25 protein-coding genes and 1 tRNA gene are annotated in these 23,033 nt (G+C 72.0%); 8 read left to right on the forward strand and 18 right to left on the reverse strand.

What is annotated here, in order from left to right; genetic code table 11:
• Window positions 1-11: 11 nt before the first annotated feature.
• Window positions 12-593 (forward strand): pyrimidine dimer DNA glycosylase/endonuclease V, encoded by a 582-nt coding sequence (locus tag GGQ69_RS10775; RefSeq protein WP_183527889.1) that lies wholly within the window; start codon window positions 12-14, stop codon window positions 591-593.
• On the opposite strand, the gene GGQ69_RS10780 is transcribed toward GGQ69_RS10775, so the two are convergent.
• From GGQ69_RS10780 to idi, 9 genes are read right to left on the reverse strand one after another with little or no spacing between them, the layout of a single operon-like run.
• The gene (locus GGQ69_RS10780; protein ID WP_183527891.1) at window positions 568-1,320 is read right to left on the reverse strand and encodes a glycosyltransferase family 2 protein; all 753 of its coding nucleotides are present in this window, start codon (window positions 1,318-1,320) and stop codon (window positions 568-570) included. The genes GGQ69_RS10775 and GGQ69_RS10780 overlap by 26 nt on opposite strands.
• Window positions 1,317-1,928, reverse strand: coding sequence for a hypothetical protein (locus GGQ69_RS16875; RefSeq protein ID WP_183527893.1), 612 nt, complete (start codon window positions 1,926-1,928; stop codon window positions 1,317-1,319). The genes GGQ69_RS10780 and GGQ69_RS16875 overlap by 4 nt, the downstream gene beginning before the upstream one ends.
• A complete protein-coding gene (locus GGQ69_RS10790; RefSeq protein ID WP_183527895.1) occupies window positions 1,921-2,799 on the reverse strand; it encodes a prenyltransferase in 879 nt (292 codons plus the stop codon). The genes GGQ69_RS16875 and GGQ69_RS10790 overlap by 8 nt, the downstream gene beginning before the upstream one ends.
• Window positions 2,796-3,164 (reverse strand): lycopene cyclase domain-containing protein, encoded by a 369-nt coding sequence (locus tag GGQ69_RS10795; RefSeq protein WP_183527897.1) that lies wholly within the window; start codon window positions 3,162-3,164, stop codon window positions 2,796-2,798. The genes GGQ69_RS10790 and GGQ69_RS10795 overlap by 4 nt, the downstream gene beginning before the upstream one ends.
• A complete protein-coding gene (locus GGQ69_RS10800; RefSeq protein WP_183527899.1) occupies window positions 3,161-3,571 on the reverse strand; it encodes a lycopene cyclase domain-containing protein in 411 nt (136 codons plus the stop codon). Before GGQ69_RS10800 ends, GGQ69_RS10795 begins: the two co-directional genes overlap by 4 nt.
• Complete coding sequence (crtI, locus tag GGQ69_RS10805) at window positions 3,562-5,247, reverse strand: phytoene desaturase family protein (protein ID WP_183527901.1); 1,686 nt, start codon at window positions 5,245-5,247, stop codon at window positions 3,562-3,564. The genes GGQ69_RS10800 and crtI overlap by 10 nt, the downstream gene beginning before the upstream one ends.
• Window positions 5,244-6,092 (reverse strand): squalene/phytoene synthase family protein, encoded by an 849-nt coding sequence (locus tag GGQ69_RS10810; protein ID WP_183527903.1) that lies wholly within the window; start codon window positions 6,090-6,092, stop codon window positions 5,244-5,246. Before GGQ69_RS10810 ends, crtI begins: the two co-directional genes overlap by 4 nt.
• On the reverse strand, window positions 6,089-7,261 hold the full coding sequence (locus GGQ69_RS10815; RefSeq protein WP_183527905.1) for a polyprenyl synthetase family protein: 1,173 nt from the start codon (window positions 7,259-7,261) through the stop codon (window positions 6,089-6,091). Before GGQ69_RS10815 ends, GGQ69_RS10810 begins: the two co-directional genes overlap by 4 nt.
• Window positions 7,258-7,824, reverse strand: a complete 567-nt coding sequence (gene idi, locus GGQ69_RS10820) for an isopentenyl-diphosphate Delta-isomerase (RefSeq protein ID WP_183527907.1) — start codon at window positions 7,822-7,824, stop codon at window positions 7,258-7,260. The genes GGQ69_RS10815 and idi overlap by 4 nt, the downstream gene beginning before the upstream one ends.
• Window positions 7,825-7,946: 122 nt before the next feature.
• Here idi and GGQ69_RS10825 point away from each other — a divergent pair, with 122 nt between their 5' ends.
• Window positions 7,947-8,507, forward strand: coding sequence for a MarR family winged helix-turn-helix transcriptional regulator (locus GGQ69_RS10825; RefSeq protein ID WP_370577154.1), 561 nt, complete (start codon window positions 7,947-7,949; stop codon window positions 8,505-8,507).
• Between the two features lie 37 nt (window positions 8,508-8,544).
• Window positions 8,545-8,832 (forward strand): DUF4235 domain-containing protein, encoded by a 288-nt coding sequence (locus GGQ69_RS10830; RefSeq protein WP_183527909.1) that lies wholly within the window; start codon window positions 8,545-8,547, stop codon window positions 8,830-8,832.
• Window positions 8,833-8,945: 113 nt separating this feature from the next.
• Here the strand turns inward: GGQ69_RS10830 and mnhG are convergent, their stop codons facing one another.
• From mnhG to GGQ69_RS10865, 7 genes are all read right to left on the reverse strand, one after another.
• Complete coding sequence (gene mnhG, locus GGQ69_RS10835) at window positions 8,946-9,380, reverse strand: monovalent cation/H(+) antiporter subunit G (protein WP_183527911.1); 435 nt, start codon at window positions 9,378-9,380, stop codon at window positions 8,946-8,948.
• A complete protein-coding gene (locus tag GGQ69_RS10840) occupies window positions 9,373-9,660 on the reverse strand; it encodes a monovalent cation/H+ antiporter complex subunit F (RefSeq protein ID WP_183527913.1) in 288 nt (95 codons plus the stop codon). The genes mnhG and GGQ69_RS10840 overlap by 8 nt, the downstream gene beginning before the upstream one ends.
• A complete protein-coding gene (locus GGQ69_RS10845; RefSeq protein WP_183527915.1) occupies window positions 9,657-10,250 on the reverse strand; it encodes a Na+/H+ antiporter subunit E in 594 nt (197 codons plus the stop codon). The genes GGQ69_RS10840 and GGQ69_RS10845 overlap by 4 nt, the downstream gene beginning before the upstream one ends.
• Window positions 10,247-12,067, reverse strand: coding sequence for a Na+/H+ antiporter subunit D (locus GGQ69_RS10850; protein WP_183527917.1), 1,821 nt, complete (start codon window positions 12,065-12,067; stop codon window positions 10,247-10,249). Before GGQ69_RS10850 ends, GGQ69_RS10845 begins: the two co-directional genes overlap by 4 nt.
• Window positions 12,067-12,831 carry a Na(+)/H(+) antiporter subunit C gene (locus GGQ69_RS16880; RefSeq protein WP_183527919.1) on the reverse strand — a complete coding sequence of 255 codons (765 nt, stop codon included), beginning with the start codon at window positions 12,829-12,831 and terminating at the stop codon, window positions 12,067-12,069. The genes GGQ69_RS10850 and GGQ69_RS16880 overlap by 1 nt, the downstream gene beginning before the upstream one ends.
• Entirely contained in the window at window positions 12,828-16,028 is a 3,201-nt protein-coding gene (locus GGQ69_RS10860; protein ID WP_183527921.1) for a Na+/H+ antiporter subunit A, read from the reverse strand. The genes GGQ69_RS16880 and GGQ69_RS10860 overlap by 4 nt, the downstream gene beginning before the upstream one ends.
• Window positions 16,029-16,233: 205 nt before the next feature.
• On the reverse strand, window positions 16,234-17,601 hold the full coding sequence (locus tag GGQ69_RS10865; protein ID WP_183527923.1) for an MFS transporter: 1,368 nt from the start codon (window positions 17,599-17,601) through the stop codon (window positions 16,234-16,236).
• Between the two features lie 707 nt (window positions 17,602-18,308).
• Here GGQ69_RS10865 and GGQ69_RS10870 point away from each other — a divergent pair.
• Window positions 18,309-18,860: an endonuclease domain-containing protein gene (locus tag GGQ69_RS10870; RefSeq protein ID WP_183527925.1), complete on the forward strand. Its 552-nt coding sequence runs from the start codon at window positions 18,309-18,311 to the stop codon at window positions 18,858-18,860.
• A gap of 139 nt (window positions 18,861-18,999) precedes the next feature.
• Here GGQ69_RS10870 and dcd read toward each other — a convergent pair whose 3' ends face one another.
• Complete coding sequence (gene dcd / locus GGQ69_RS10875) at window positions 19,000-19,581, reverse strand: dCTP deaminase (protein ID WP_010142995.1); 582 nt, start codon at window positions 19,579-19,581, stop codon at window positions 19,000-19,002.
• A gap of 59 nt (window positions 19,582-19,640) precedes the next feature.
• Between dcd and GGQ69_RS10880 the strand changes: the two genes are divergently transcribed.
• The 4 genes from GGQ69_RS10880 to GGQ69_RS10895 all read left to right on the forward strand — a co-directional run bounded on the left by GGQ69_RS10880 (window position 19,641) and on the right by GGQ69_RS10895 (window position 22,687).
• Window positions 19,641-20,120, forward strand: a complete 480-nt coding sequence (locus GGQ69_RS10880; protein ID WP_183527928.1) for a cation:proton antiporter regulatory subunit — start codon at window positions 19,641-19,643, stop codon at window positions 20,118-20,120.
• A gap of 4 nt (window positions 20,121-20,124) precedes the next feature.
• Complete coding sequence (locus tag GGQ69_RS10885) at window positions 20,125-21,411, forward strand: cation:proton antiporter (RefSeq protein WP_183527929.1); 1,287 nt, start codon at window positions 20,125-20,127, stop codon at window positions 21,409-21,411.
• Between the two features lie 138 nt (window positions 21,412-21,549).
• Window positions 21,550-21,620: transfer RNA gene (locus GGQ69_RS10890), tRNA-Gly, on the forward strand.
• A 59-nt stretch (window positions 21,621-21,679) separates the two neighbouring features.
• Window positions 21,680-22,687, forward strand: coding sequence for an AEC family transporter (locus tag GGQ69_RS10895; RefSeq protein WP_183527931.1), 1,008 nt, complete (start codon window positions 21,680-21,682; stop codon window positions 22,685-22,687).
• Between the two features lie 8 nt (window positions 22,688-22,695).
• Here the strand turns inward: GGQ69_RS10895 and GGQ69_RS10900 are convergent, their stop codons facing one another.
• Window positions 22,696-22,932 (reverse strand): hypothetical protein, encoded by a 237-nt coding sequence (locus tag GGQ69_RS10900; protein WP_183527933.1) that lies wholly within the window; start codon window positions 22,930-22,932, stop codon window positions 22,696-22,698.
• Window positions 22,933-23,033 lie beyond the last annotated feature (101 nt).

Consider the following 23,033-nt stretch of genomic DNA (forward strand, 5'->3'; position numbering starts at 1 on the left):
AGGATGGGTGCATGCGCCTGTGGACCCTGCACCCCCGGTACCTCGACCGACCCGGCCTGACCGGCGGCTGGCGGGAGGCCCTGCTGGCCCAGGCGGTCCTGGCGGGGCGCACGCGCGGCTACCGATCCCATCCACAGCTGGTCCGCTTCCGGCGGCACGCGGACACCCCTGCGGCGATGGGTGCGTACCTGGCCGCCCTGGCCGACGAGGCCGAGCGGCGCGGCTACCGCTTCGACCGCTCCCGGATCGACTGTCCGCCGGCGGCGTCCGAGACGGGTACGGGTACGGGCACAAAGGACGGGACACCCGGAGCGCCCGGGGCATCCGGGGCTGAGGGCACCCCGTCGGTGACACCCCCGGGCATCCCGCCCGTGCCACCCGTGCCGCCCGTGCCGCCCGTGTCACCGACGATGCCGGTGAGGCCCATCCCGGTCACGGAGGGCCAGGTGGCCTTCGAGTGGCAGCACCTGCTGGCCAAGCTCGCCGAGCGCAGCCCGGACCGGCACGCCGCACTCCGCGCGGTGACCGATCCGGAGGTCCATCCGCTGTTCCAGGTGGTGCCGGGTCCTATCGAGGACTGGGAGCGGCCCTGAGCCGTTCCGCCCACCGTTCCCACGGCTGGGCCTCGCGGAAGTTCAGCTCCAGGGTGCGCCGGGCACGACGCACCCGCCGCACGAGCTGGGAGGCCCCCTTGAGCGATCGCGCGGAGACGCCGACCACGAGCCGGGGATCGAAGCTCACCGCCTGGCCGGGGCCGAGAACCAGGGCGAGGTCCATGTCGTCATGCACCTCCCGCTCCCAGCGGTGCACCCGATCCCTGACCTGGTGCCAGGCCGTGCGGCGCAGGGCCATGTTCGACCCCCACAGCACGGGGCCCGCGGCCGCCGCGTGGCCCAGGACGTAGTAGGCGCCGAGGTAGAGGGTCGCCACCGGCACCCCCACGGGCCTGGGCAGGTCCTCGAAGACCCCCCAGCCCGTGAGCGCCACGGCGGACGGCCGGCGCCGCAGCCCGGCCGCCACCTTCTGGACCCAGTCCGCGGGCGGCACGGAGTCCGCGTCCAGCCGGGCGATGACCGGACTGGACGCGGCGTCATAACCGGCCGCCGCGGCGGCCCAGATCCCGATCCGCTCCTCCTGGACCACGGTGGCCCCGTGGGCCCGTGCGACCTCGCCCGTGGCGTCGGTGGAGGCGTTGTCCACCACGATCACCTCCGCCGGCTCCCGGGTCTGGCGGGCCAGTGCGCGCAGGCACCGATCCAGCAGGACCGCGTCGTTGCGTGCGGGGATCACCACGGTGACGTCGTGGTCGCCCGCGGTCACGGCGTCCTGCCGTCCGCGGTCAGCCGGCGGTACAGCACGCCCGCGGTCAGGGAACCGGCCAGGCCGGCGGCCAGGTCCCCGATCGTGTCGTCGTACCCGACCTGGATGGCCGGATCCAGATAGGTGTGGCCCACCCATTCCCCGAACTCCCAGGCCACGGCGAGCAGCACCCCCAGGGCGGTGGCGAGCAGGACGGTCCCGGCGGCGGCCCCACCCGGGCGGAGCCAGCCCGCCCGGTAGACCCCGGCCGTGACCAGGACGGCGAGCAGCCCGGTCACGGCGAAGTGCGCGGCGATGTCCAGCCAGGAGACCCGCTGGTAGGCGTCGGCCATGGCCGCCCCGGCGGCGGCCGGCAGGGCCACGGCGGTCGCGGCCTGCACGGCGGGCCGCAGGGGGGCGAGCCGGATCACCACGTGGCCCAGCAGCACCAGGGCGAACAGGGCGACCGCCACGGCACCGTCGAGCAGGCCGGCCAGCAGGCTGACCACGGTGAGCACGGCTGCGGCGTCCGCGACGAGTCCGGTCCACCGTCCCTCGACCTTCAGGGTCCGCCAGGCCTCCGTCCGCAGGGGCCGTGCCCGGGTCCGGGTGCGGGTCCGCTCAGCCACGCAGGCCGATCCAGAGGAAGAGCATCGTGAGCGCGAAACCGGTGAGCATGTTCAGCCACAGGAACCGCCGCCAGCCGGCGTTGGCCGCCTCGCAGCGATCATCGGGCAGGGACCGGAACGGCAGGATGCTCAGGATGTACGGGATCGCCAGCAGTCCCGCCAGCACCCCGGGCCAGCCGGCCAGCACCATCACGACGCCGGCCGCCGCGTAGAGCCCGATGGCCACGCGCACGGTGGTCGCGGTCCCCAGGACCGTGGCGATCGACCCGATGCCCGCCTCGCGGTCCGCGGTGACGTCCTGCACGGCGCCGAAGGCCTGCGAGGCCATGCCCCACAGGAAGAACGCCACGAGGGAGGCGGCCGCCGTCACCGTCCAGGCGCCGTCGGCCAGGGCCAGGCCGAATGCGGCCGGGCCCACGAAGTGCGTGGACGAGGTCATCGAGTCCAGCACCGGTCGTTCCTTGAGCCGGATCCGCGGGGCCGAGTAACCGACCACCGCGGCCAGCGTCACGGCCAGCACGAGGGTCGAGACCAGGTCCCCGAACGCCACGAGGGCCACCACGAAGGGCAGGGCCAGCAGGCCGGAGGCCCACAGGGTCACCCCGTGCCACCGGTCCGACAGCACGATGCCCTCGATGCCGCCCTTGCGCGGATTGCGCAGGTCGGACTCGTAGTCGAAGACGTCGTTGATCCCGTACATCAACAGGTTGTAGGGGATCAGGAAGAACAGGGTCCCGATCACCAGCTCCGCGGTGAGCCCGCCGCCCGAGAGCAGGTAGGCCGCCGCGAACGGATAGGCGGTGTTGACCCAGCTCACCGGCCGGGAGGAGCCCAGCAGCTGGCGCGTCGCCTCACCCAGCACCATCGTCATGGCCGCTCCCGGGGGTGGTTCCGGGCGTCGGTCCGGGCGTTGGTCCGGGGGCCGGCAGGAGAGGCGGGGGCGGGGTGCAGCAGCTCCCACAGCGAGGGCAGCAGCAGTCCGGCCGCGAGCGGCCAGGCGAAGTCCTCCACGGGCGCGAGGCCCAGATACCAGCCCACCAGCAGCTCCTCGTTGTACCGGAACAGGTCCGCGGCGATCATGAGGTTGTCGAACACGGCGGTCAGGACCATCAGGGCGAGGACCGTCAGGCCGGTGACGGCCCACCACCTCGGCCCGAGCCGCCGTCGCCGGGTGGCGACCACGGCCACCGCCGCGGCGAGCGCCAGGAAGGCCAGGGCCAGGACCGGGTAGCTCATGACCGCTCCCCCGTCGCCAGCGTCCGGCGTGCCGGCCGGTGAGTCCGGTCTCGGCGGTCCGTCCGGGCCGTCCGGTCCGCCTGTTCCGTCCGTGTCCGTCCGCCCAGGGCCAGCACGAGCAGCCCGCGCAGCACCAGGGTCAGGTAGCACAGGAAGAGGATGAAGAGGATCTCCTCCAGCGGCAGCTCGGGAGCCAGCATGATGCCGGTCATGGCCTCGCTCGTGCCCGCCGCATAGTGCTGGGAGGCGATGGCGACCAGGTCCCAGGCCAGGAAGAAGGCCAGTCCCACGGCCAGGACCACGGCACCGGCCCGCGGGGCGCGCCACAGCACCAGGCGGAACCGGCGGTCGAGCAGCGCCATGCAGCCGAGGCTGGCCAGCAGTGAGACGAGGTAGATCACCGCCATGAGTCCCCCGTCCCCACCGGGGCCGGCCCGGCCGCCGGGACCGGGCCGGACGGCGTCGGGCCACCGATCGTGGGAAGGAGCGGTGCGGCCAGCGGACTGGCGGAGTGGTCCCCGCGCAGCCTCTTGAGCAGGATCTCCGCGCTGATCAGGCACATCGGCAGGCCGATGCCCGGGATGGTGCTGGAGCCGGCGTAGTAGAGGGACCTCACGCGGCGGGAGACGTTGCCGGTGCGGAACATGGCGCTCTGGGCCAGGGTGTGCGCGGGGCCGAGCATGCCGCCCCGCCAGGCCCCGAGGTCACGGGCGAAGTCGGCCGGTCCCACGGTGCGCCGCACCACCACCCGCTCGGCCAGGTCCGGCACGTCCGCCCAGCGGGCGACCTGGTCGATGGCCGCGTCGGCGATGGCCTCCACGGCCCGGTCCCCGCCACCGTCCGGCCCTCCGCCGCCCAGACCGGGATCGGCCGGCATCGGAACCAGGACGAAGAGGTTCTCGTGGCCGGCCGGCGCCACGTGCGGGTCCGTGGCCGAGGGCCGGCACACGTAGACCGAGGCCGGGTCCGGGACGTCACCGGCGCGGATGGCCCCGAAGTTGGCGTCCCAGTCACGGGTGAAGAACAGGGAGTGGTGGGGCAGTTGCGGCAGGTCCCCGCGCACCCCGAGCATCACCAGCACCGCGCCGGGGCCGGACGTGCGCTTGCGCCAGTACGCCTCCGGGTAGGTCTGCAGGCCCTGCGGGAGCAGGGTGGTCTCGGTGTGGTGCAGGTCGGCGGCGGAGACCACGACGTCGGCCGGCAGCACGCGCTCGGCCCCGTCCCGTCCGCGCACGCGCACGCCCGTGGCGCGGGCCCGGGCCCCCGAGACCAGGTCACGCACCCCGCGGTTCCCGCGGCGACCGGTGCCGGCCGGTTCCGTGAGGATGGCCGTGGCCGGGGTCGCCGCGTGCAGGCGGACGCCGGACTCGCGGGCCAGGCGCACCATCACGTCGATCAGCCCGGTGAACCCGCCCTGCGGGTACAGCACCCCGCCGGTCAGGTCGAGGGCACTCATCAGGTGGTACATGCTCGGGGTCCGGTCCGGGGAGGAACCGAGGAACACCGCCGGGTAACCGAGCACCTGCCGCAACCGGTGGTCGGTGAAGTGCCGGCCGGTGAACCGCTCCAGGGACTCCAGCAGCAGCGGACCCAGTCGGTGGAGCTGGGTGAGCAGGTCGCGGTCGAGGAACGGGCGGTAGGAGGTGAAGGAGGTGTACAGGAACCGGCCGATGGCCATGTCGTAGGTTCGTTGCGCGGAGTCGAGGTACCGCTCCAGCGCACGGCCGGCTCCGGGCTCGACCTGTTCGAAGAGCTCCACGTTGGCCTGCCGGTCCGCCGCGATGTCCAGCGGCCGGGACTCCCCCTCGAAGAACACCCGGTAGCCGGGATCCAGCTGCTGCAGGTCCAGCTCGGCGGCGGCGGAGGTGCCCAGCAGGCGGAAGAAGTGGTCGAAGACCTCGGGCATCAGGTACCAGGACGGTCCGGTGTCGAACCGGAAGCCGTCCCGTTCCCAGCTCCCCGCCCGGCCGCCGAAGTCCTCGCGGGCCTCCACGAGGTCCACGCTGTATCCGTCCCGCGCCAGCAGGGCCGCGGAGGCCAGTCCGGAGATCCCCCCGCCGATGACCACGACTCGCTCGCTCATGCTGTCCTTCCTGCCAGGGCCTTCACCAGGATCACGGCCTTCTGTCCGTCCGGGACCCGGATGCGGGACTCGCGGATCCGGGCCGCCGGCGTGGACCGCAGGCGCCTGGACAGCGCCGAGTACAGCGCGTGGGCCGCCCGCACCGCCCGCCGGCTCGAGTCGGGCAGCAGCCGGATGGCCTCCGCGGCGGCCGCGAGGTCGGCGTCGATGTCGTCCAGGAGTTCGTCCCGGTGGGCGTCGCTGAACGCGGCCGGGTCCAGGCCGGGGAAATAGGTCCGGCCCAGCTGGTCGTGGTCGTCGGCGAGGTCACGGAGGAAGTTGACCTTCTGGAACGCCGCACCCAGTCGCTCGGCCCCGGGCCGGAGCCGCTCGTAGGCCGCCACGTCACCACCGGTGAACACGCGCAGGCACATCAGGCCGACCACCTCGGCGGACCCGTGCACGTAGTCGGACAGGCTCTGGGCGTCATGCCGGGAGCGGACCAGGTCGGCGCGCATGGAGGCGAAGAACGGCCCCACGAGCCCGGGCCCGATCCCGAACCGGCGGGCCGTCAGCGCGAAGGCGTGCACCACGAGGTTGGAGCTGCGGGTGCTGTCCAGGGCGCGGTAGGTCTCGGCCTCGAGCTCGTCCAGCTGTTCCCGGCGCCATGCCGGGGTCAGGGCCGGGTCCGGATCGTCGACGATCTCGTCGGCCACCCGCACCAGGGCGTAGATGTTCCGCACGTGGGTCCGGACCGGCCGGGCCAGCAACCGGGTCGCCCAGCCGAAGGATGTCGAGTAGCCGGCGATGACCTGGGCGGCGCTGGCCTGGGCGACGTCGTCATAGCGGTGGTCCGGGGCGCTCATGACCGCCCCGCCATCGACTGGGCCCCCTCGCGGCGCGACAGGCCTGCGGGAGCGGCACCGGGCACCGCGCCGGGCACCGTGTCCGACGCCGGGGCGGTCGTCCGCCCGCGGTCCGGGGCCGCCAGCAGGGCCGACGTCGCCGCCTGCCGGATCTCCTCGGCCATCCCGGCCAGCACGGCGTGCAGCGCCGGGGTCAGGGGTGGCCGGCCGGCGGCCGCCAGGGCGTCGTCGAGGAACTCATTGGCCAGGGCGGTGACCCGCTGGCGGGCACCGCAGTCCGTCAGCAGCGCACGGGCGCGGTCGGCGCCGCGGCCGTCGAGGGCGGGGTTCCCCACCAGCGCGCGCAACTCGGTCCAGGCGCCGGTGGACCGGGCGTGCGCGATCAGCGCGGTGGGCTTGCCCTCGCGCAGGTCGGACAGGGTGCCCTTGCCCGAGCGTTCCGGGTCGCCGAACACGCCGAGCAGGTCGTCGAGCAGCTGGAAGCCGATGCCGAGGTGGCGCCCGACCGGGGCCAGCGCAGCCACCGCCGCCGCCGGGGCGCCCGCCAGCACGGCACCGGCCTGCAGGGGCAGCACGAAGGAGTAGACGGCCGTCTTCAGCTCGGCCACGCGCACGGCGTCCGCCACGCTCGCCGTCCGCCCGTCCACCGGCAGGGCGAGCCCGACGTCGGCCAGCTCGCCCGCCGCGGAGGCGTGCACCGCGTCCTCGAGCAGGTCCAGCAGGTCCTCGGTCACCTCCGGGGACGCCCCGCAGCGGGCGATCATCCGGGTGGCGGTGACGAGGGCCAGGTCACCGGCCAGCAGCCCTGCGGCCGCCCCGTAGTGGTGGGCGACCGGTTCGGCCGCGCCCCGCCGTCGGGCCTCCGCGGCGAAGGTGCCGGACACGTTCAGCCGGCCCCGCCGCACCTCGTCACCGTCGATGACGTCGTCGTGCACCACGAAGGAGGTGTGCAGGATCTCCAGGGCCGCACCGACGCGGTCCACGAGTCCGGGCTCGGTACCGCCCAGCGCGGCGTGGGTCTCGGTCAGCAGGTGCGGCCGGAAGCGCTTGCCGCCCTCGACCGCCGCGGCCAGGGCGGCCCACAGGTCCCGGTGTCCGGTGCCGAACCGCCCGGACCGGGCCGCGCCCTCGTCCAGGACGTCCTGGATCTCGCGCTCGACGCCGCTCATGACCCGCTCCCCCCGCGCTGCGGGACACCACCGGCCAGGACCGGCAGGACGCCGGGGAGCTGTTCGACCAGCCAGGGGCTCACGGACCACGGGGCCGCGCCCACCCACCGTTCCAGCTCCTGCGGGCTCACCCACCGGTGTTCCATCGCCTCCTCGGGGTTGGGCTGCACGGCACCGGCGGCCCGGGCCACGTAGACCGGGCAGAGCTCGTTCTCCACGATCCCGGAGGCGTCCACGGCGCGGTACCGGAAGTCCGGCAGGACGCAGCGCACGTCCTCGACCACCAGGCCCAGCTCGTGGCGCGCATAGCGGTTCACCGTGTCGAGGCCGTCCTCGTCCTGCCGGGGGTGCCCGCAGAAGGAGTTGGTCCAGACGCCCGGCCACGCGCGCTTGGACAGAGCCCTCCGGGTGACCAGCACGTGGCCGTCGTCGCGGTAGACGTAGCAGGAGAACGCGCGGTGCAACGGGGTGGACTCGTCGTGGACGGTGGCCCGGGGGGCCAGGCCCACGGTGCGGCCCTCGTCGTCCACGAGGATCACGTGGTCGTCGGTCGTCTGCTCCATGGCGGGTTCCCCTTCCGGGCGGTGCCGGCGTCGTCGCTCATAGCCTAAGCGTCCCGGATGCGATGTATCACGATCGTAGTGTTTCTAGCCTGGCTAGTGAAATTGAGCGTACCATCAGGGGCGTGGTCGATCTACCGGGTGATGAGCGGGCTCGCGGGTACTGGTTCGAGGAGTCGGACGGCGCCGTGGAGATCCTGCGCGCCCTGCGCCGGTTCCGGGTCGCCGACCGGGACATGCGCCGGCGGATGAGCGAGGGCATGGACATGAACGCCACCGACGTGGACGCCCTGCGCTTCGTCATCGCCCGCCAGGGGGCCGGCGAGGCCGTCACTCCCCGCGCGCTGGCCACTCACCTGGGCATCTCCACGGCCTCGACCACGAAGCTGCTGGACCGGCTGGGCCGGTCCGGTCACCTGCGCCGGGAACCCCATCCCCGGGACCGGCGTTCCGTGGTCGTCGTGGCCACCGACCACGCCCACGCCGAGGTCCGGGCGCGCCTGTCGCTCATGCACCGGCGCATGATGGAGGTGGCCCAGGCCGTCCCGGAGGCGTCGCGGCCGGACGTGGCCCGGTTCCTGGAGGAGATGGCGGAGTGCCTCAGCGCCGAGGACACCCTCGAGGTCGCGGGCCCGCTGACGGCTGCACCCCCGCCGCCTGAGGGGTCCGACGAGCCGATAGGCTGAACCCGGACATCGCCCATCGTCTTCGGAGGTACCCCGCATGAACACCCTCGTGAGCAAGCTCATCACCACCGGCGTCACGATCGCCGGCGGCCTCATCGGCACCAAGGTCGTCGAGTTCGGCTGGAAGAAGGTCACCGGTCACGATGCCCCCAAGGACCTCGAGGACACGGACAACAACATGTGGGAGGCCATCGCCTTCGCCACGATCGCCGCGGGCATCGCCGCGCTGATCCGGGTGACCTCCCAGCGCGGGGCCAACGAGGCCATCGAGCGGATGCAGGCCCGGTCCGCGAAGTCCGTCAAGGTCGGCCGCGGGGAGGTCTGATCCAGCCGGCCGGGAGTGGGCCCTGCGCCTCGCGCAGCCGCGCTCCCGGCCGGCCTGGTCCCAGGCTCTCAGTCCCCAGCCCCTCGGACCCTGTCCCTCAGAGCGCTCGGCGCTCAGTCCCGGCCGTGATGGTCCGTGGGATCGGGCTGGGGCACGGTGCGCCGGTCCGCGGTGGCCGCCGGCCGGCCCTGGTCGTCGTGGCTGGCCACGACGTCGGCCAGCTCGTCCGTAAAGAGCATCTCCCGCTTCAGGTGCTTGGTCCGGTACCCGGCCCGGCCCACCAGGTGGGCGGAGACCGGTGCGGTCAGCATCTGCAGCACCCAGGCCAGGATCAGCACGGGGACCCAGACCCACGCCCGCCACGCGAAGGCCAGGGCCACCAGGACCAGCAGCAGGCCCAGCACCTGGGGCTTGGTCCCGGCGTGCATCCGCGAGAGCTGGTCCGGGAAGCGCAGCAGGCCGATGCCGGCCACGGTGGACAGGGAGGCCCCCAGGATCAGCAGGACGGCGGCGATCCCGTCGGCGATCTCGGGCCACGACTCAAGCATGCTCGACCGGCTCCTTCTTGCGCTCGGCGACGAACCGGGACAGCGTCACCGATCCGACGAACCCGATCACGGAGGCCACCACCACGAACACGATGTTGTCCGTGTGGTGGTTCAGGGCCATCTCCACGCACAGCGCCGAGGAGATGACGATCAGCAGGACGTCGGTGGCGATGGCGCGGTCCAGGATGGACGGCCCCGCCACGATCCGGTAGATGGCCGCGATGCCGCCCCCGGCCAGCAGGGCCAGGCTGAGGTACCCGGCGATGTCCAGCAGGCTCATGACCTCCCCCTCCCCGTGCCCACGGTGGCGCGTCGGGCCTCGTCGTCCTTGACCAGGGCGAGGTCGGCCTTCGTGCCGATGGCGCGGATGATGGCGGCCTCGGTGGCCAGTGCCTCGTTCCGGAATCCCTCGACCGCCTCGGCGTTCCCCGCGTCCAGCACATGCAGGAACAGCGTGGAGCTGGGCCGGTCCACGTCGATGACCAGCGAGCCGGGGACCAGGGCGAGGGCATGGCCGGTGAGGGTGACGATGAGGTCGTCGTGGCTGCGCAGCTGCACGGCCACCACCGAGTTCACGATGCTCGGGCCCTTGGTGATGGCGTCCCAGGCCACGCTGACCGAGGCCGTCACCACGTGCCCGAGGAACCGCACAGTGAAGACCAGGAAGTACCAGAGGTTGAACCGGTCCGAGAACTGCACCCGGGGCAACCGGTAGAACCACAGGATCAGCACCGAGAACAGGACGCCGGCGAGCAGCACGCCCGGGGAGAAGTCCTGCCACAGCGCGCCCCAGGTCAGCGTCAGCCCGAGCAGGATGGGCCACTGCGTCCAGAACGGAGGACCGTCCTGCTGGTCATCGCTCACGCTCACGGCGTGCCCCCTTCCGTACCCGGGCTCGTGTCCTCGTCCTGCGAGCCGCCCGGGTCGCCGGGGACCTCTCCGCCCGGGCGGGTGCCGGCGTCCTCGCCCTCGCTGTCAGCGCCGTCGATCGGCCGGAAGGTCCCCGGCCCGGAATTCTCCTGCTCCTGGGGCGTCACGATGCCCCGGTCCTCGAGCTGGCCGACGTCCAGGGCGGCCTGCGCGGCGGCCTCCTCCCCCAGCACGGCCTCGATGTACGGGGTCCGCGCGAGCATGTCCGTGGCCGCACGGTCGGAGAAGGAGTACAGCGGCCCCGCGAGCACCGTGAAGGACAGTCCCAAGGCGACCAGGCCGATGGTCGGGGCGACGAGGCCGACCGTCGGGCCGCGGACCGTACGGCCCCTCCCGTCTCCGGCCTCCCGGGTGGCCGTCGAGGACGCCAGCGAGGCCTCGTGGGAGTCCATGGCCAGCACGAGCTTGGCGGGCGGGTGCTCGACGTCCTCCACGCGGCGCCAGAACGCACGGGTCCACACCCGGACCATGACGAGCAGGGTGAGCAGGGAGGTGACCACCGAGCCGATGACCAGGGCCCAGGCCATCATGCTGTCCGCCCCCACGCCGGCCTGGACGAGTCCCACCTTGCCGAGGAAACCCGAGAACGGCGGGATGCCCGCGAGGTTCATGGCCGGCAGGAAGAACAGGATGGCGATGAGCGGGGAGATCCGGGCCAGTCCACCCAGCCGGTCCACGTTCGCCGTGCCGGCACGCTGCTCGATCAGTCCGGTGACCAGGAACAGGGAGGTCTGCACCGTGATGTGGTGGACCACGTAGAAGATGGTGGCGCCCAGGCCGAGCACGTTGGACATCCCCAGCCCGAAGATCATGTAGCCGATGTGCGAGACCAGGGTGAAGGAGAGCACGCGCTTGATGTCGTTCTGCGCGAGGGCCCCGAGGATACCCACGATCATCGTCAGGAGGGCGATCCAGAGCAGGACGGCGTTCACCCGGTCACCGGGGAACAACAGGGTCTCGGTCCGCACGATCGCGTAGACGCCGACCTTGGTGAGCAGCCCCGCGAACACCGCGGTCACCGGCGCGGGGGCGGTGGGGTAGGAGTCCGGCAGCCAGAAGGACAACGGGAACACCGCCGCCTTGATGCCGAAGCCCACGAGCAGCATCACGTGCAGCACCATCTGCACGTCCGGGTCGAGCTGGGCGAGCTTGCCGGCCAGGTCCGCCATGTTCACGGTCCCGGTCGCACCGTAGATCATGGCGATGGCCGCCAGGAAGACCACCGAGGAGATGACCGAGACCACCACGTAGGTCACGCCGGCCCGCACCCGCGGCCCGGTGCCGCCGAGGGTGAGCAGGACGTACGACGCCGTCAGCAGCATCTCGAAGCCGACGTACAGGTTGAACAGGTCCCCGGCGAGGAACGCGTTGGACACCCCGGCCACCAGGATGAGGAAGGTGGGGTGGAAGATCGAGACCGGCCCGCCCTGGTCCTGGTCCGTGACGCCCTGGGCGGAGGCGTAGACGAGGACGGCGAGCACGACGGCCGAGGAGATCACCAGCATCAGCGCCGAGAACCGGTCCACCACCATGGTGATGCCCCACGGGGCCTCCCACCCCCCGAGGAAGACAGCGACCGCGCCGGTGTCCCAGGTGGCTGCCAGCAGCAGGCATTCCAGCAGGAGGGTGATGGTGATGGTCGTGACCGTGACCGCGATCTGGGCCCGCGGGCGCCGGACCAGCACGAAGGCCAGTGCGGCCCCGAGGATCGGCATTAGCACCGCCAGGGGGGCGAGGGAGACGAGGCCCTGGTCCATCAGCCATCTCCCTTCCGTCGGCGGCCCCGGGGGGCCCGACCGTCACCGTCTCGCGTGTCCTGCCGGTTGTCCTGCTGGTGCTCCGTGGACCGCGGCGGGCGGGAGCGCGGGCTGCCGGCCCGCTCGTCCTCATCGGGGAGGTGATCGTCGTGCCCGCTGGACCCGACGGGGCGTTCGCCCTCCTCCATCTCCTGCACTCTGCGGCGGCCGCCTCGGGCGGAGGACTCGGACCGGCCGGCCTGCGGCCGGACCCGGACCGTGCCGTCCCGCTGGGGCTTGACCGGCAGCGGCCCCGTGGCCGGATTGATGGCCGTCGCGTGCTCGTAGTCGGCGTTCGGGTCCTCGTCCTCGTCGAGGAACTCGGAGGTCTCCTCCAGCAGTTCGGCGTCGTCCTCTGCGTCGAAGGACGGCTGCTCGGCCACCTTGACGTCCTCGGTGTCCACGAGGACCTCGTCCCTCCGGCCCAGCTTCCAGGACCGGTAGATCATCCCCAGCATGAACGCCGTGATCGCGAAGGAGATCACGATCGCGGTCAGGGTCAGGGCCTGCGGTAGTGGGTCGGTGTACGCCCCGGGGGCCAGGCCGTCCTCGACGAGCGGAGCCTCCCCCGGGGCGCCGGACATGATGAGGATCAGCATGTTGGTGGCGTTGGTCATCAGCAGGATGCCCAGCAGCACCCGGGTCAGGGTGCGCTCCAGCAGCAGGTAGACACCACCGGCGTACATGACGCCCATGACGAGGAGCAGGACGATGTTCACGCTCACGAGATCACCCTCCCCGCATCCGGTGAGACGGGCAGGCCGGCGCGGGCCGGGTCCCTGCCGTCACCGGAGGTGCTGCCGCCGGCCGGGACCGCGGAGGATGCCTCGGCCGCGGCCCCGGCCTCCCGGCGGCGCTGCTGGGCCTCGGCCTGAGCGGTCCCCTCGGCCTCCGAGCGGCGGTCCACCTCAGAACCGAGCGACCGCAGGACGTCGATGACGAGGCCGACGACCACGAGGTACACGCCGATGTCGAAGACGGTCGAACTGACGAACTTGACGTCGCCGATCACCGGAAGGGCGAACTCGACGATCGCCGACTGGAAGACCTGCCCGCCGAACAGCAGGGGCACGGCCCCGGTCAGGGCTGCGATGGCCAGCCCGGAACCCAGCAGCACGCCCGCGGGGATGGGCATGGCCTGTTCCAGTTCGTACCGGCCACCGGCCAGGTAGCGGATGGTCAGTGCCAGACCGGCGATCAGCCCGCCGGCGAAGCCGCCGCCCGGGGTGTTGTGACCGGCCAGGAGCAGGTAGATGGACAGCAGGATGATGACGTGGAAGATCAGGCGGGTGACCACCTCGAAGATGATGGAGCGCCGTTCGGGCGCCACGGTGCGCCCGGCCACCAGCCACTGGTCCTGGTCCACGATGGCGAACTTGCGGACGGCCGCCAGTTCCCGCCGTTCCCGCGCGTCCTGCGCCCGGTAGCGACCGACCGAACCCGACGCGACGTCCTGCAGGTTCCCCGCCTGCCGGTCCCGGTGCTGGATGAACACCAGCGACGCCACACCGGTGGCGGCCGCCGCGAGCACGGCGATCTCGCCGAAGGTGTCCCAGGCGCGGATGTCCACCAGCAGGACGTTGACGATGTTCGCGCCACCGCCCTCCTCGTACGCCAGCCGTGGCATCTCCAGGGAGATCCGCTCGGCCGTGCGGGAGGCCAGGGCGGTGACGGCCACGGCGACCATGACCGCGCCGAAGGCGATGCCGAGGATGGCCCGGGGCACCTTGAAGTCCGAGCGGCGTCGGGTGTACCAGCCCGGTGGGAGCATGCGCAGCCCCAGCACCATGGCCACCAGGACGATCGACTCCACCAGCAACTGCGTCAGCGCCAGGTCCGGAGCACCCTGCAGCGCGAAGATCGCGGCGAGCCCGTACCCGGTCACGGAGATCAGCAGCACGGCCATGAAGCGCTTTCGGGCCCGGATGGCGGCGAACGTCGCCACGATCATGGCGGCCCCGACCAGCACCTGGGCGATCGTGTCCGCCCAGGTCCATTGCGCCGAGCCGAGGATGGACTCCGCAAGCCCCGTTCCGCCGTCGTTCTCCTGGGGGAAGAGCAGCGCCAGGAGCGGTGCGAGCAGGGCCACCGAGAGGATGATGAACAGGTAGTAGCTCAGCGAACCGCGCTGGGTGCGGCCGGTGACCCAGATGGCCACGTCGTCCAGCGCGGCCAGCGAGGCCCGGTAGAGGCGCTGGGCGTCCACCCAGGACGGCACCGCGGCCTGGAACCGGGCCACCGGGTCCTTCACCGCGTACAGGACTAGGCCGGTCAGGATCACGGCCACCGAGAGCCCGAGCACCGGGGTGAGCCCGTGCCACAGCGCGAGGTAGGCCGGTTCGGACCCCGGTTCCAGGGGCGCCATCGACGCGCCGAACGCGGCGGGCAGGGCCTCCATGGCGCCGGGGATGAGGGCACCGGCCACACAGGCCAGCGCCAGCAGGGCGGAGGGGCCGAGTGCACTCGCCGTGACGGGGCCGTGGAAGCGGGTGTCCTCCACCTGGACGATCCCCTCGTCCGTGGGCAGGGTCTTGGTGGCGAAGGCGCCCCACAGGAAGCGGGCGGAGTACGCGACGGTCAGCACCGTGCCCACGGCCACGAGGACCAGCGGCGTCCAGGCCCAGACGGAGGCCCACAGGCCGGCACCGGCCGCACCGTGCTGACCCCAGTGCGTGAGCGACTCCAGGACCGATTCCTTGGCCACGAAGCCGAACAGTGGCGGGATGCCCGCCATCGAGGCGGCACAGACCACGGCCGTGCCGAACAGCCACGGATGGTTGCGGCCGATGCCCGAGAGCCGGGCCAGGTCGCGGGTTCCCGCCTCGTGGTCGATGATGCCGACTACCATGAACAACGGGGCCTTGAACAGGGCGTGGGCCGCGAGCATCGCCAGCCCGGCCATGGCGGCGTCTCGGTCACCCAGGCCGTTGGCCACCATGAGGAAACCGAGCTGGGACACCGTGCCGTAGGCCAGGATGAGCTTGATGTCCGTCTGGCGCAGGGCCCGCCAGCCGCCGACCAGCATGGTCCAGAGCCCGACGCCGATCACCAGCACCTGCCACCAGCCGGACTCCGCGAAGGCCGGCGCCAGCCGCGCCACGAGGTAGACGCCGGCCTTGACCATGGCGGCCGCGTGCAGGTAGGCCGAGACCGGGGTGGGGGCGGCCATGGCGGCGGGCAGCCAGAAGTGGAAGGGCACCTGGGCGGACTTGGAGAGGGCGCCGACGAGGACCAGCACGATCGCCCACTCCATGAACGCCCCGGCGTAGGGGCCGGAGAGCAGCTCCGGGCCGGCGGTCACGATCTCGGAGAGCCGGTAGGTCCCGGCGGCCTGGCCCAGCATGACGAGGCCGACCAGCATGGACAGTCCGCCCAGGGTGGTGACCACGAGGGCCTGGATGGCGGAACGGCGGGCGAAGATGCGGTGGGCTGAGTAGCCGATCAGCAGGAATGACAGGACGGAGGTCAGTTCCCAGAAGGTGTAGAGGACGATCAGGTCATCCGTGGTGACCAGCCCGAACATGGAGCCCGCGAAGGCCACCAGTTGGGCTCCGAAGGAGGCGTTCCGCGCCTCGTGACGCTGGAAGTAGCGGGCGCAGTAGGCCAGGACGAGGGCGCCGACGCCCAGGATGATCAGGCCCATGAACGCGGCCAGGGCGTCCATCCGGAAGGACAGCTCGATGCCCAGGTCGGGGATCCACGCGTAGGTCTGGACCAGTCCGGTGCCGACCCCGGAGGGCGGGGAGGCCCCGGAGTTAACGCTGTCCTGCAGCGCGAGGACCTCGGGGAGCTGGAACAGGAGCCAGACGAAGCCGAGGGCCGGTACGGCGGCCAGGACGTAGAAGCCGTTGCGGTCCGCGAACCGGAAGATGATCGGCGCCACCAATGCCACTGCGAAGAGTGCAATGAGCACGGTGAGCATGCGGCGGCCTCCAGCATCTAGATCGGGGAGTCCTGACCCATACTACCGGGCGCGCCCGACCGCGTTGACCGGGCGGCCGTTCCGGACAGGCCTGCAGCGGTGCCTCCCGGGGGCGACACCTCACCGGATCAGGGCGTGTCTCCCCTGGTCATCACCGTTCCGCGCCACGCGGTCGAGGGCCTGCGGGCCCTGTCCCGGGGATGCGTCAGCGGGCGCCCAGCCGTTCATCGGCCCTCGGGTCGCGGACCCGCAGGAGCAGGACCATTCCGAGGACGAGCACCAGCAGGATGGCCGGCACCATGGCGCGGGAGTCCCCGGTCAGTGCGATCGCCACGGAGATCAGGGCCGGTGCCATGAAGGACACCGCCCGCCCGGTGGTGGCGTACAGCCCGTAAATCTCCCCGGCCCGCTCCTCCGAGGTCAGCCGGCCGAGGAAGGAGCGCGAGGCCGACTGCACGGGACCGACGAAGAAGCACAGCGCCAGGCCGAAGATCCAGAAGGCGGTGGTGCCGTCGAGGAAGAAGACGATGGTGGCGGAGACGATCAGCCCGACCAGGGACCCCAGGATGACGCGCTTGGGACCCACCCGGTCGTCGATCCAGCCGCCGAGGAAGGACCCCGCCGCCGCCACGATGTTGGCGGCGATGCCGAAGATCAGGATGTCCGCCGGGTCCACCCCGTAGACCGTGACACCCAGGATCGCGCCGTAGGCGAACACCGCGCCCACCCCGTCGCGGAACACCGCCGAGGAGACGAGGAACCAGAAGGTGTTGCGGTCACGGCGCCACAGCCCGGTGACGGTGCGCAGCAGGATCCGGTAGGACTCCAGGACGCTGACCTTCCCGCCCCGCCCGCCGGTCCGGTTCTCGGGGACGGCGAACAGCAGGGGCAGGGCGAACACCAGGAACCAGAGGGCGGAGAACAGCGCGACCACGCGGACGTTCATCGCGTCCTCATTCGTGATCCCGAACCAGTGGGTGTCCCCCGCGATGAACCCGACGTAGAGGACCAGCAGCAGGAAGATCCCGCCCACGTAACCGGCGCCCCAGCCGATCCCGGACACCTTGCCGATGGTCCCGGGCGTGGCCACCTGCAGCAGCATGGCGTTGTAGTTCACCCCGGCGAACTCGAAGGCCACGTTGGCGGCGGCGATGAGGACGACGCCGAGCAACAGGTAGGACTCCTGCGGGCGCACGAGGAAGCACAGCGCCGTCAGGACGATGACCACGGCGGTGTTGAGGCCCAGCCAGAGCTTGCGCCTCCCGCCGCGGTCGGAGCGCTGGCCGATCACGGGTGCGGTCAGCGCGATGAGCAGCCCCCCGAGGGCATTGGCCGAGGTCAGCCACTGGGTGCCCCGGTCGTCCGGGCCGAAGGCGTCCGAGGCCAGGTAGGTGGCGAACACGAAGGTCACCATCACGGCGTTGAAGGATGCCGAACCCCAGTCCCACAGCGCCCAGGCGGTGACGTGCTTGCGGTTCAGGCGGCGCGCGAGCGGCCCGGCGTCGTCGGTTGCGCCCGCCTGGGGACCGGGCGCTGACGTGGGCTCGGACGCCGGCGGAGTGGAGTGGTTCATGCGGGGCATCGTACTGGCCACGGGAAGCACGGGAGTGAACACCCGCCCCCGGGTGAGACTGGGTGCGGAGTGGCATGCACAGAGTGGAGCCGGCATCCATGGGCCGAATCCATCCCCTGGTAACCGGTCGTGAGGGATGAGATCCACCCAGGAGGAGTCCACGCGTGCGGACATGGGGTCCTCGGTGCGGACCGTGACGCCGGTCCGTTCCTCCAGGGCCGCCACCGCCCGGCCGTTCGTCAACACTCTCCCCGGCGTCCCGCCGCGTCCCGCTGCAGCTCGCCCAGCATGGGGTCATGCCCCCTCCCCGTCCCTTACCGGAGATGTTGCGGTCCCAACCCTTCACCCGCTCCGAGGCTCTGGCTCTCGGCGTGACGGACAAGCGGCTCCGGAGTTCAGACATCGTCCGCCTGGGTCACGGCCTCTATGCAGACACCATCGCCCACTTCGGTTGGCCCTCCGAGTACGAGACCCCGGGTCACGGATGGGGACTTGCCGCTCTCGCCGCCGTCCAGCGGCAGTATCCGGGAGCCTTCATCTCCCACGTCACTGCGGCGCACGTGTTCAGGCTCCCCCTGCCGGACAGCGTGCTCTCGGACCAGGACATTCACCTGACCTGGCCCCCCGGGGCAAGCCGTGCGCAGCGCCGGGGGGTCCGCAGTCATCGGCATCCGTTGCTGCCCTCCGAGAGGGTGCGATTCCGTCGTTTGAACCTGACCTCCCCGGCCCGGACCCTGATTGACCTGGCCGCGGACGAACGCCTGGCCTTCGTGGACCTGGTGGTCGTGTCCGACGCGATCGTCAATCGCCCGTACCGGCCGGGTGGGCGTATCGACGGCCTGGACACCCCGGCGGGACTGGCCGCTGCCGTGGCCAGCGCCGGCAGGCGGCCGGGGATACGCAGGGCTCGGCACGTCATCGACCAGACACGGGTCGGGGCCGACTCACCGCAAGAGACCCGCGTCCGGCTGGCCCTCGTGGACGCAGGGCTCCCCGAGCCTGAGCTCCAGGTCAAAGGCGACCCCGCAGAGCGATGGTCTCCCGAGGCCGATCTCGCATACCGGGACCTGAAGATCGCGATCCAGTATGACGGCAAGCACCACCGGTCCAGGGAACAACAGGCAGCGGATGCCTACCGTGACGAGTGGTTTCAGCGACATGGCTGGCTCGTCGTCAGGCTGACGTGGGCGGACCAGGCGCAGGGCTTCGCGCGGCTGATCCGGCTGGTCCGCGAGCGCCTGACTGGGCCCTCGGCCTAGGCGGCCGCGCTGCAACGACCGGCCGGACCGTGGACGTCCTCACTCGTTGGCGGGAATTGTCCCTGTGGCGAAGGCCCCAAGGGACAATTCTCACCTGTCGAGGCTGCCCGGATCACGCCTCGCGGGGCCTTCTCCCTGCTCAGCGCTCGATGATCGTGCGGTGGTAGTTCAGGTGGGACCGCGAGGCCGTCGGGCCACGCTGGCCCTGGTAGCGGTTGAGGTAGGGGCCGGAGCCGTAGGCGTGCTCGGCGGGCGAGGACAGTCGGAAGAAGCACAGCTGGCCGATCTTCGACCCCGGCCAGAGCTTGATCGGCAGGGTGGCCATGTTCGACAGTTCCAGGGTCACGTGGCCGGAGAATCCGGGGTCGATGAACCCGGCGGTCGAGTGCGTCAGCAGTCCGAGCCGGCCCAGCGAGCTCTTGCCCTCGAGCCGGGCGGCGATGTCCTCGGGCAGGGTGACCTGCTCGTAGGTGGAGCCCAGCACGAACTCCCCCGGGTGCAGGATGAAGGCCTCCTCCGGGTCCACCTCCACCAGCCGCGTCAGGTCCTCCTGGGGCTGGGAGGGATCGATGTGAGCGTACTTGTGGTTGTCGAACAGCCGGAAGAACCGGTCCAGGCGCACGTCGATGCTCGAGGGCTGCACCATCTCCGGGGCGGAGGGGTCCAGCTGGATGCGCCCGGAGTCGAGTTCGGCCCGGATGTCGCGGTCGGAGAGCAGCACGGGGCAACGATAGCGCACCGGCCGTGCGTCAGGGCCCGGACGGGGAATACCCTCTTTCCATGACGGTGTATGAGACCCCGCTGCCGGGGATCGGATCACGCAAGGAGATCGAGCTGCGGGACGGCCGACGGATCGGCATCGTCTCGCACCGGGACGGCCACACGGAGCTCATCGTGTCCTCCCTCGAGGACCCCGACGCCTGCGTGGCCTCCGTGCCCCTGTCCCACGAGGAGGCCGCCTCGCTCGGGGCCCTGCTGTCCGCTCCCCGGCTCGTGGCCCAGCTCGAGGACGAGCACGCCGAGGTGCCCGGCGTCTCCACCCGGCAGATGGTGCTCGCCTCGGACTCCCCCTTCGTCGGGGAACCCCTGGGGGCCACCCGCATGCGCACCCGCACCGCGGCCTCGATCGTGGCGGTGATCCGCGCCGGGACCACCCATCCCTCGCCGGGCCCGGAGTTCCTCCTGGAGGAGGGTGACGTGCTGATCATCGTGGGCACCGGTGAGGGCCTGCGCCGGGCCGCCGAGATCCTGTCCCTGTGACGCCGTGAACACCACCACCCTGGCCCTCATCGAGCTCGGCGCCATCCTGCTGCTGCTCGGAGGGCTGGGCCGGTTCGCCGCCCGGATCGGGATGTCACCGGTACCGCTGTACCTGCTGGGCGGGCTGGCGATCGGCTACGGCGGCATCCTCTTCGGCCGCGACCTGAATCCCATGACGCACGACTCCGAGCTGGTCCCCTTCCAGGACATCAGCGAGTTCACCCACCTGGCCAGCGAGATCGGCGTGGTCCTGCTGTTGCTGATGCTGGGGCTGGAGTACTCGGCCCGGGAACTGGTCACCGGGATGCGGGCGTCCTGGCGGGCGGGACTGGTCGACCTGGTCCTGAACTTCCTGCCCGGCGCCGTGGCCGGCTGGCTGCTGGGCTGGGGCGCGGCGGGTGCCGTCGTCCTCGGCGGGATCACCTACATCTCGTCCTCCGGCATCATCGCCAAGGTGCTGGGCGACCTCGGCCGGCTCGGCAACCGGGAGACGCCGGTCGTCCTGTCCATCCTGGTCTTCGAGGACCTCGCCATGGCGGTCTACCTGCCCGTGCTGACCGCCCTGCTCGGCGGGCTCTCCGTGGCCGCCGGGGCCCAGGCACTCGGGGTGGCGCTGCTGGTGGTCGCGATCGTCCTGGTGGTGGGGCTCCGGTTCGGACCACAGATCTCGCGCTTCGTGGCCTCCCCCGAGCAGGAGACCTTCCTGCTCAAGGTGCTCGGCCTGGCACTGCTGGTCGCGGGCCTGGCCGGCGCCCTGCAGGTCTCGGCCGGCGTCGGGGCCTTCCTGCTGGGGATCGCGATCTCGGGGGCCACCGCGCACTCGGCCCGGGACCTCCTGGAACCCCTGCGGGACCTGTTCGCCGCCCTGTTCTTCGTGCTGTTCGGCATGAACACGGATCCGCGCACCCTGCCCCCGGTGCTCGGCTGGGCGCTGCTGCTGGCGCTGGTCACGGCACTGACCAAGGTCGCCACGGGCTACTGGGCGGCGCGCCGGGCCGGGATCGGCACCGCCGGCCGATGGCGCGCCGGGGCCGCCCTGACCATCCGCGGTGAGTTCTCGATCGTCATCGCCGGCCTGGCCGTGACCTCCGGGGCCATGGCCACCGACGTGTCCGCACTGGCCACCGCCTACGTCATGTCCCTGGCGATCATCGGCCCGGTGCTCACCCGCTACGCGGACGGCGTCGGCCGGGCCGCGGCCCGGCGACAGTCCCGTCTCGCCGGCGCGCAGACGGCGAGCGGGCGGACTGCGGACGGGCGGACTGCGGGCGGCGAACTGAGCCTGGACTGACGACGGGCCACGGGGACCACGCCCCCTCACAGCACCCCGGACGACCCCGCGATCGCCACGCCGAGCGCACGTGGCACGCCACGCCGCCCAGAGCGTGTAAGCTGAAAAGCACGTGACGGGCGCGTAAGCTCCTGTCCTGCGGGCGTAGCTCAATGGTAGAGCGCTTGCTTCCCAAGCAAGATACGCGGGTTCGATTCCCGTCGCCCGCTCTCTTCATGTCCAGAGCGGCCACTGGGCCTCCTCCGGTCAGGCAGCGAGGGGGCGCCCGGTGGTCGAGGTACTGTCCGGGTTCACCGTGGTCTGGGTGATCATCCTGGTCGGATACCTCACCGGCCGCACCGGCGTCCTGGGCACCCATGGCCAGCCGGTCCTCTCCCGCACCGCCTTCTTCGTGGCCAGCCCGGCCCTGCTCTTCGACACCCTCGCCGCCGCGGACGTGCAGTCGGTCCTGGGCCCCCAGCTGGTCGTCGCCGGTGCCTCCGCGCTGGCCGCCGGGGGCATCTACCTGCTGGTGGCCCGCCTGCTGCTCCCCCGCCGGAGCGGCTCCGAGACCGTCATCGGCGCGCTGAGCGCATCCATGGTCAATTCGGCGAACCTCGGCATCCCGATCGCCGCCTACGTGCTCGGCGACGCCGCACTCGCCGCCCCCGTGCTCATCTTCCAGCTCGCCCTCTACACGCCCATCTACGTCGCGTCCCTGGATGCCACCACCGCTTCAGAGGCCCGGGCCCGCGGCCGGGGCGCCGGGGCGGGCCACGACGCCGGCCGCCGGGCCGGTCCGATCCGTCCGGTCGGCCGGTGGGCCAGGTTCTGGCGGCAGGTGGGGCACATCGCCCTGAACCCGATGATCATCGGTTCGGCGCTGGGCCTGGTCTTCTCGGCCACCGGCTGGCAACTGCCGGGCCCGGTCGGCGAGTCCGTCAGCCTGATCGCCGGCGCGTCGATCCCCGCCATGCTGCTGGCGTTCGGGATGTCCCTGGTCGGTTCGCGCCCGCTGGAGAAGGCCGCGGGCCGCCGCGCCGACGTCGCCGTGGCCTCCGTCATCAAGCTCATCGTCCACCCGGCCCTGGCCTGGGTGCTGGCCGGACCGGTCATGGGTCTCGAGGGCGACGCACTGCTCATCGCGGTGGTCCTCGGCTCCCTGCCCACGGCCCAGAACGTGTTCGTGGCCGCCTCGCGCTACGAGACCGGCATGGTCATGGCGAAGGACACCGTGCTGGTGACGACCATCGTGGCGATCCCGGCGATGATCGCCGTCGCCCTGCTCCTGGCCTGACCCGGGGGTCAGCCCTCCCGGGCGGCCCGCAGGAGCGCCTCCGAGGGTTCCTGCCCCTGGCCCCGGTACGCGGTGATCAGGCGCGCCGCCCGTTCCTTGCGCAGTTCGCGCTTCGGGTCCAGGCTGGCCTGCCGGTCCGCGGAGCCGTAGATGGACGAGGCGATGTAGGCCAGTCGCCACCGGAGCCGGAACCAGAAGCCCAGCCCGGTGCTGTCACTGGTGACCCGGTACGGCTTGTCGGCCATGGCGCTCGCTTCCCTCGGTGCCCCACGCTTCCGCCGGACACGGTCCTGCCGCTCGACGTCGAGGCGGCCTGATCAATCTATCGGGGCCCACCCCCTGCATC

It is taken from the genome of Micrococcus sp. TA1 (assembly GCF_014199555.1).
Lineage (GTDB): Bacteria > Actinomycetota > Actinomycetes > Actinomycetales > Micrococcaceae > Citricoccus.

Bases quoted from the DNA above. Each gene is read 5' to 3' on its own strand.
- GGQ69_RS10775 (WP_183527889.1), top strand. From the start codon at position 12: ATGCGCCTGTGGACCCTGCACCCCCGGTACCTCGACCGACCCGGCCTG.
- GGQ69_RS10790 (WP_183527895.1), bottom strand. From the start codon at position 2,799: ATGACGATGGTGCTGGGTGAGGCGACGCGCCAGCTGCTGGGCTCCTCC.
- GGQ69_RS10795 (WP_183527897.1), bottom strand. From the start codon at position 3,164: ATGAGCTACCCGGTCCTGGCCCTGGCCTTCCTGGCGCTCGCCGCGGCG.
- GGQ69_RS10800 (WP_183527899.1), bottom strand. From the start codon at position 3,571: ATGGCGGTGATCTACCTCGTCTCACTGCTGGCCAGCCTCGGCTGCATG.
- crtI (WP_183527901.1), bottom strand. From the start codon at position 5,247: ATGAGCGAGCGAGTCGTGGTCATCGGCGGGGGGATCTCCGGACTGGCC.
- GGQ69_RS10810 (WP_183527903.1), bottom strand. From the start codon at position 6,092: ATGAGCGCCCCGGACCACCGCTATGACGACGTCGCCCAGGCCAGCGCC.
- GGQ69_RS10815 (WP_183527905.1), bottom strand. From the start codon at position 7,261: ATGAGCGGCGTCGAGCGCGAGATCCAGGACGTCCTGGACGAGGGCGCG.
- idi (WP_183527907.1), bottom strand. From the start codon at position 7,824: ATGGAGCAGACGACCGACGACCACGTGATCCTCGTGGACGACGAGGGC.
- GGQ69_RS10830 (WP_183527909.1), top strand. From the start codon at position 8,545: ATGAACACCCTCGTGAGCAAGCTCATCACCACCGGCGTCACGATCGCC.
- mnhG (WP_183527911.1), bottom strand. From the start codon at position 9,380: ATGCTTGAGTCGTGGCCCGAGATCGCCGACGGGATCGCCGCCGTCCTG.
- GGQ69_RS10840 (WP_183527913.1), bottom strand. From the start codon at position 9,660: ATGAGCCTGCTGGACATCGCCGGGTACCTCAGCCTGGCCCTGCTGGCC.
- GGQ69_RS10850 (WP_183527917.1), bottom strand. From the start codon at position 12,067: ATGGACCAGGGCCTCGTCTCCCTCGCCCCCCTGGCGGTGCTAATGCCG.
- GGQ69_RS10860 (WP_183527921.1), bottom strand. From the start codon at position 16,028: ATGCTCACCGTGCTCATTGCACTCTTCGCAGTGGCATTGGTGGCGCCG.
- GGQ69_RS10865 (WP_183527923.1), bottom strand. From the start codon at position 17,601: ATGAACCACTCCACTCCGCCGGCGTCCGAGCCCACGTCAGCGCCCGGT.
- GGQ69_RS10880 (WP_183527928.1), top strand. From the start codon at position 19,641: ATGACGGTGTATGAGACCCCGCTGCCGGGGATCGGATCACGCAAGGAG.
- GGQ69_RS10900 (WP_183527933.1), bottom strand. From the start codon at position 22,932: ATGGCCGACAAGCCGTACCGGGTCACCAGTGACAGCACCGGGCTGGGC.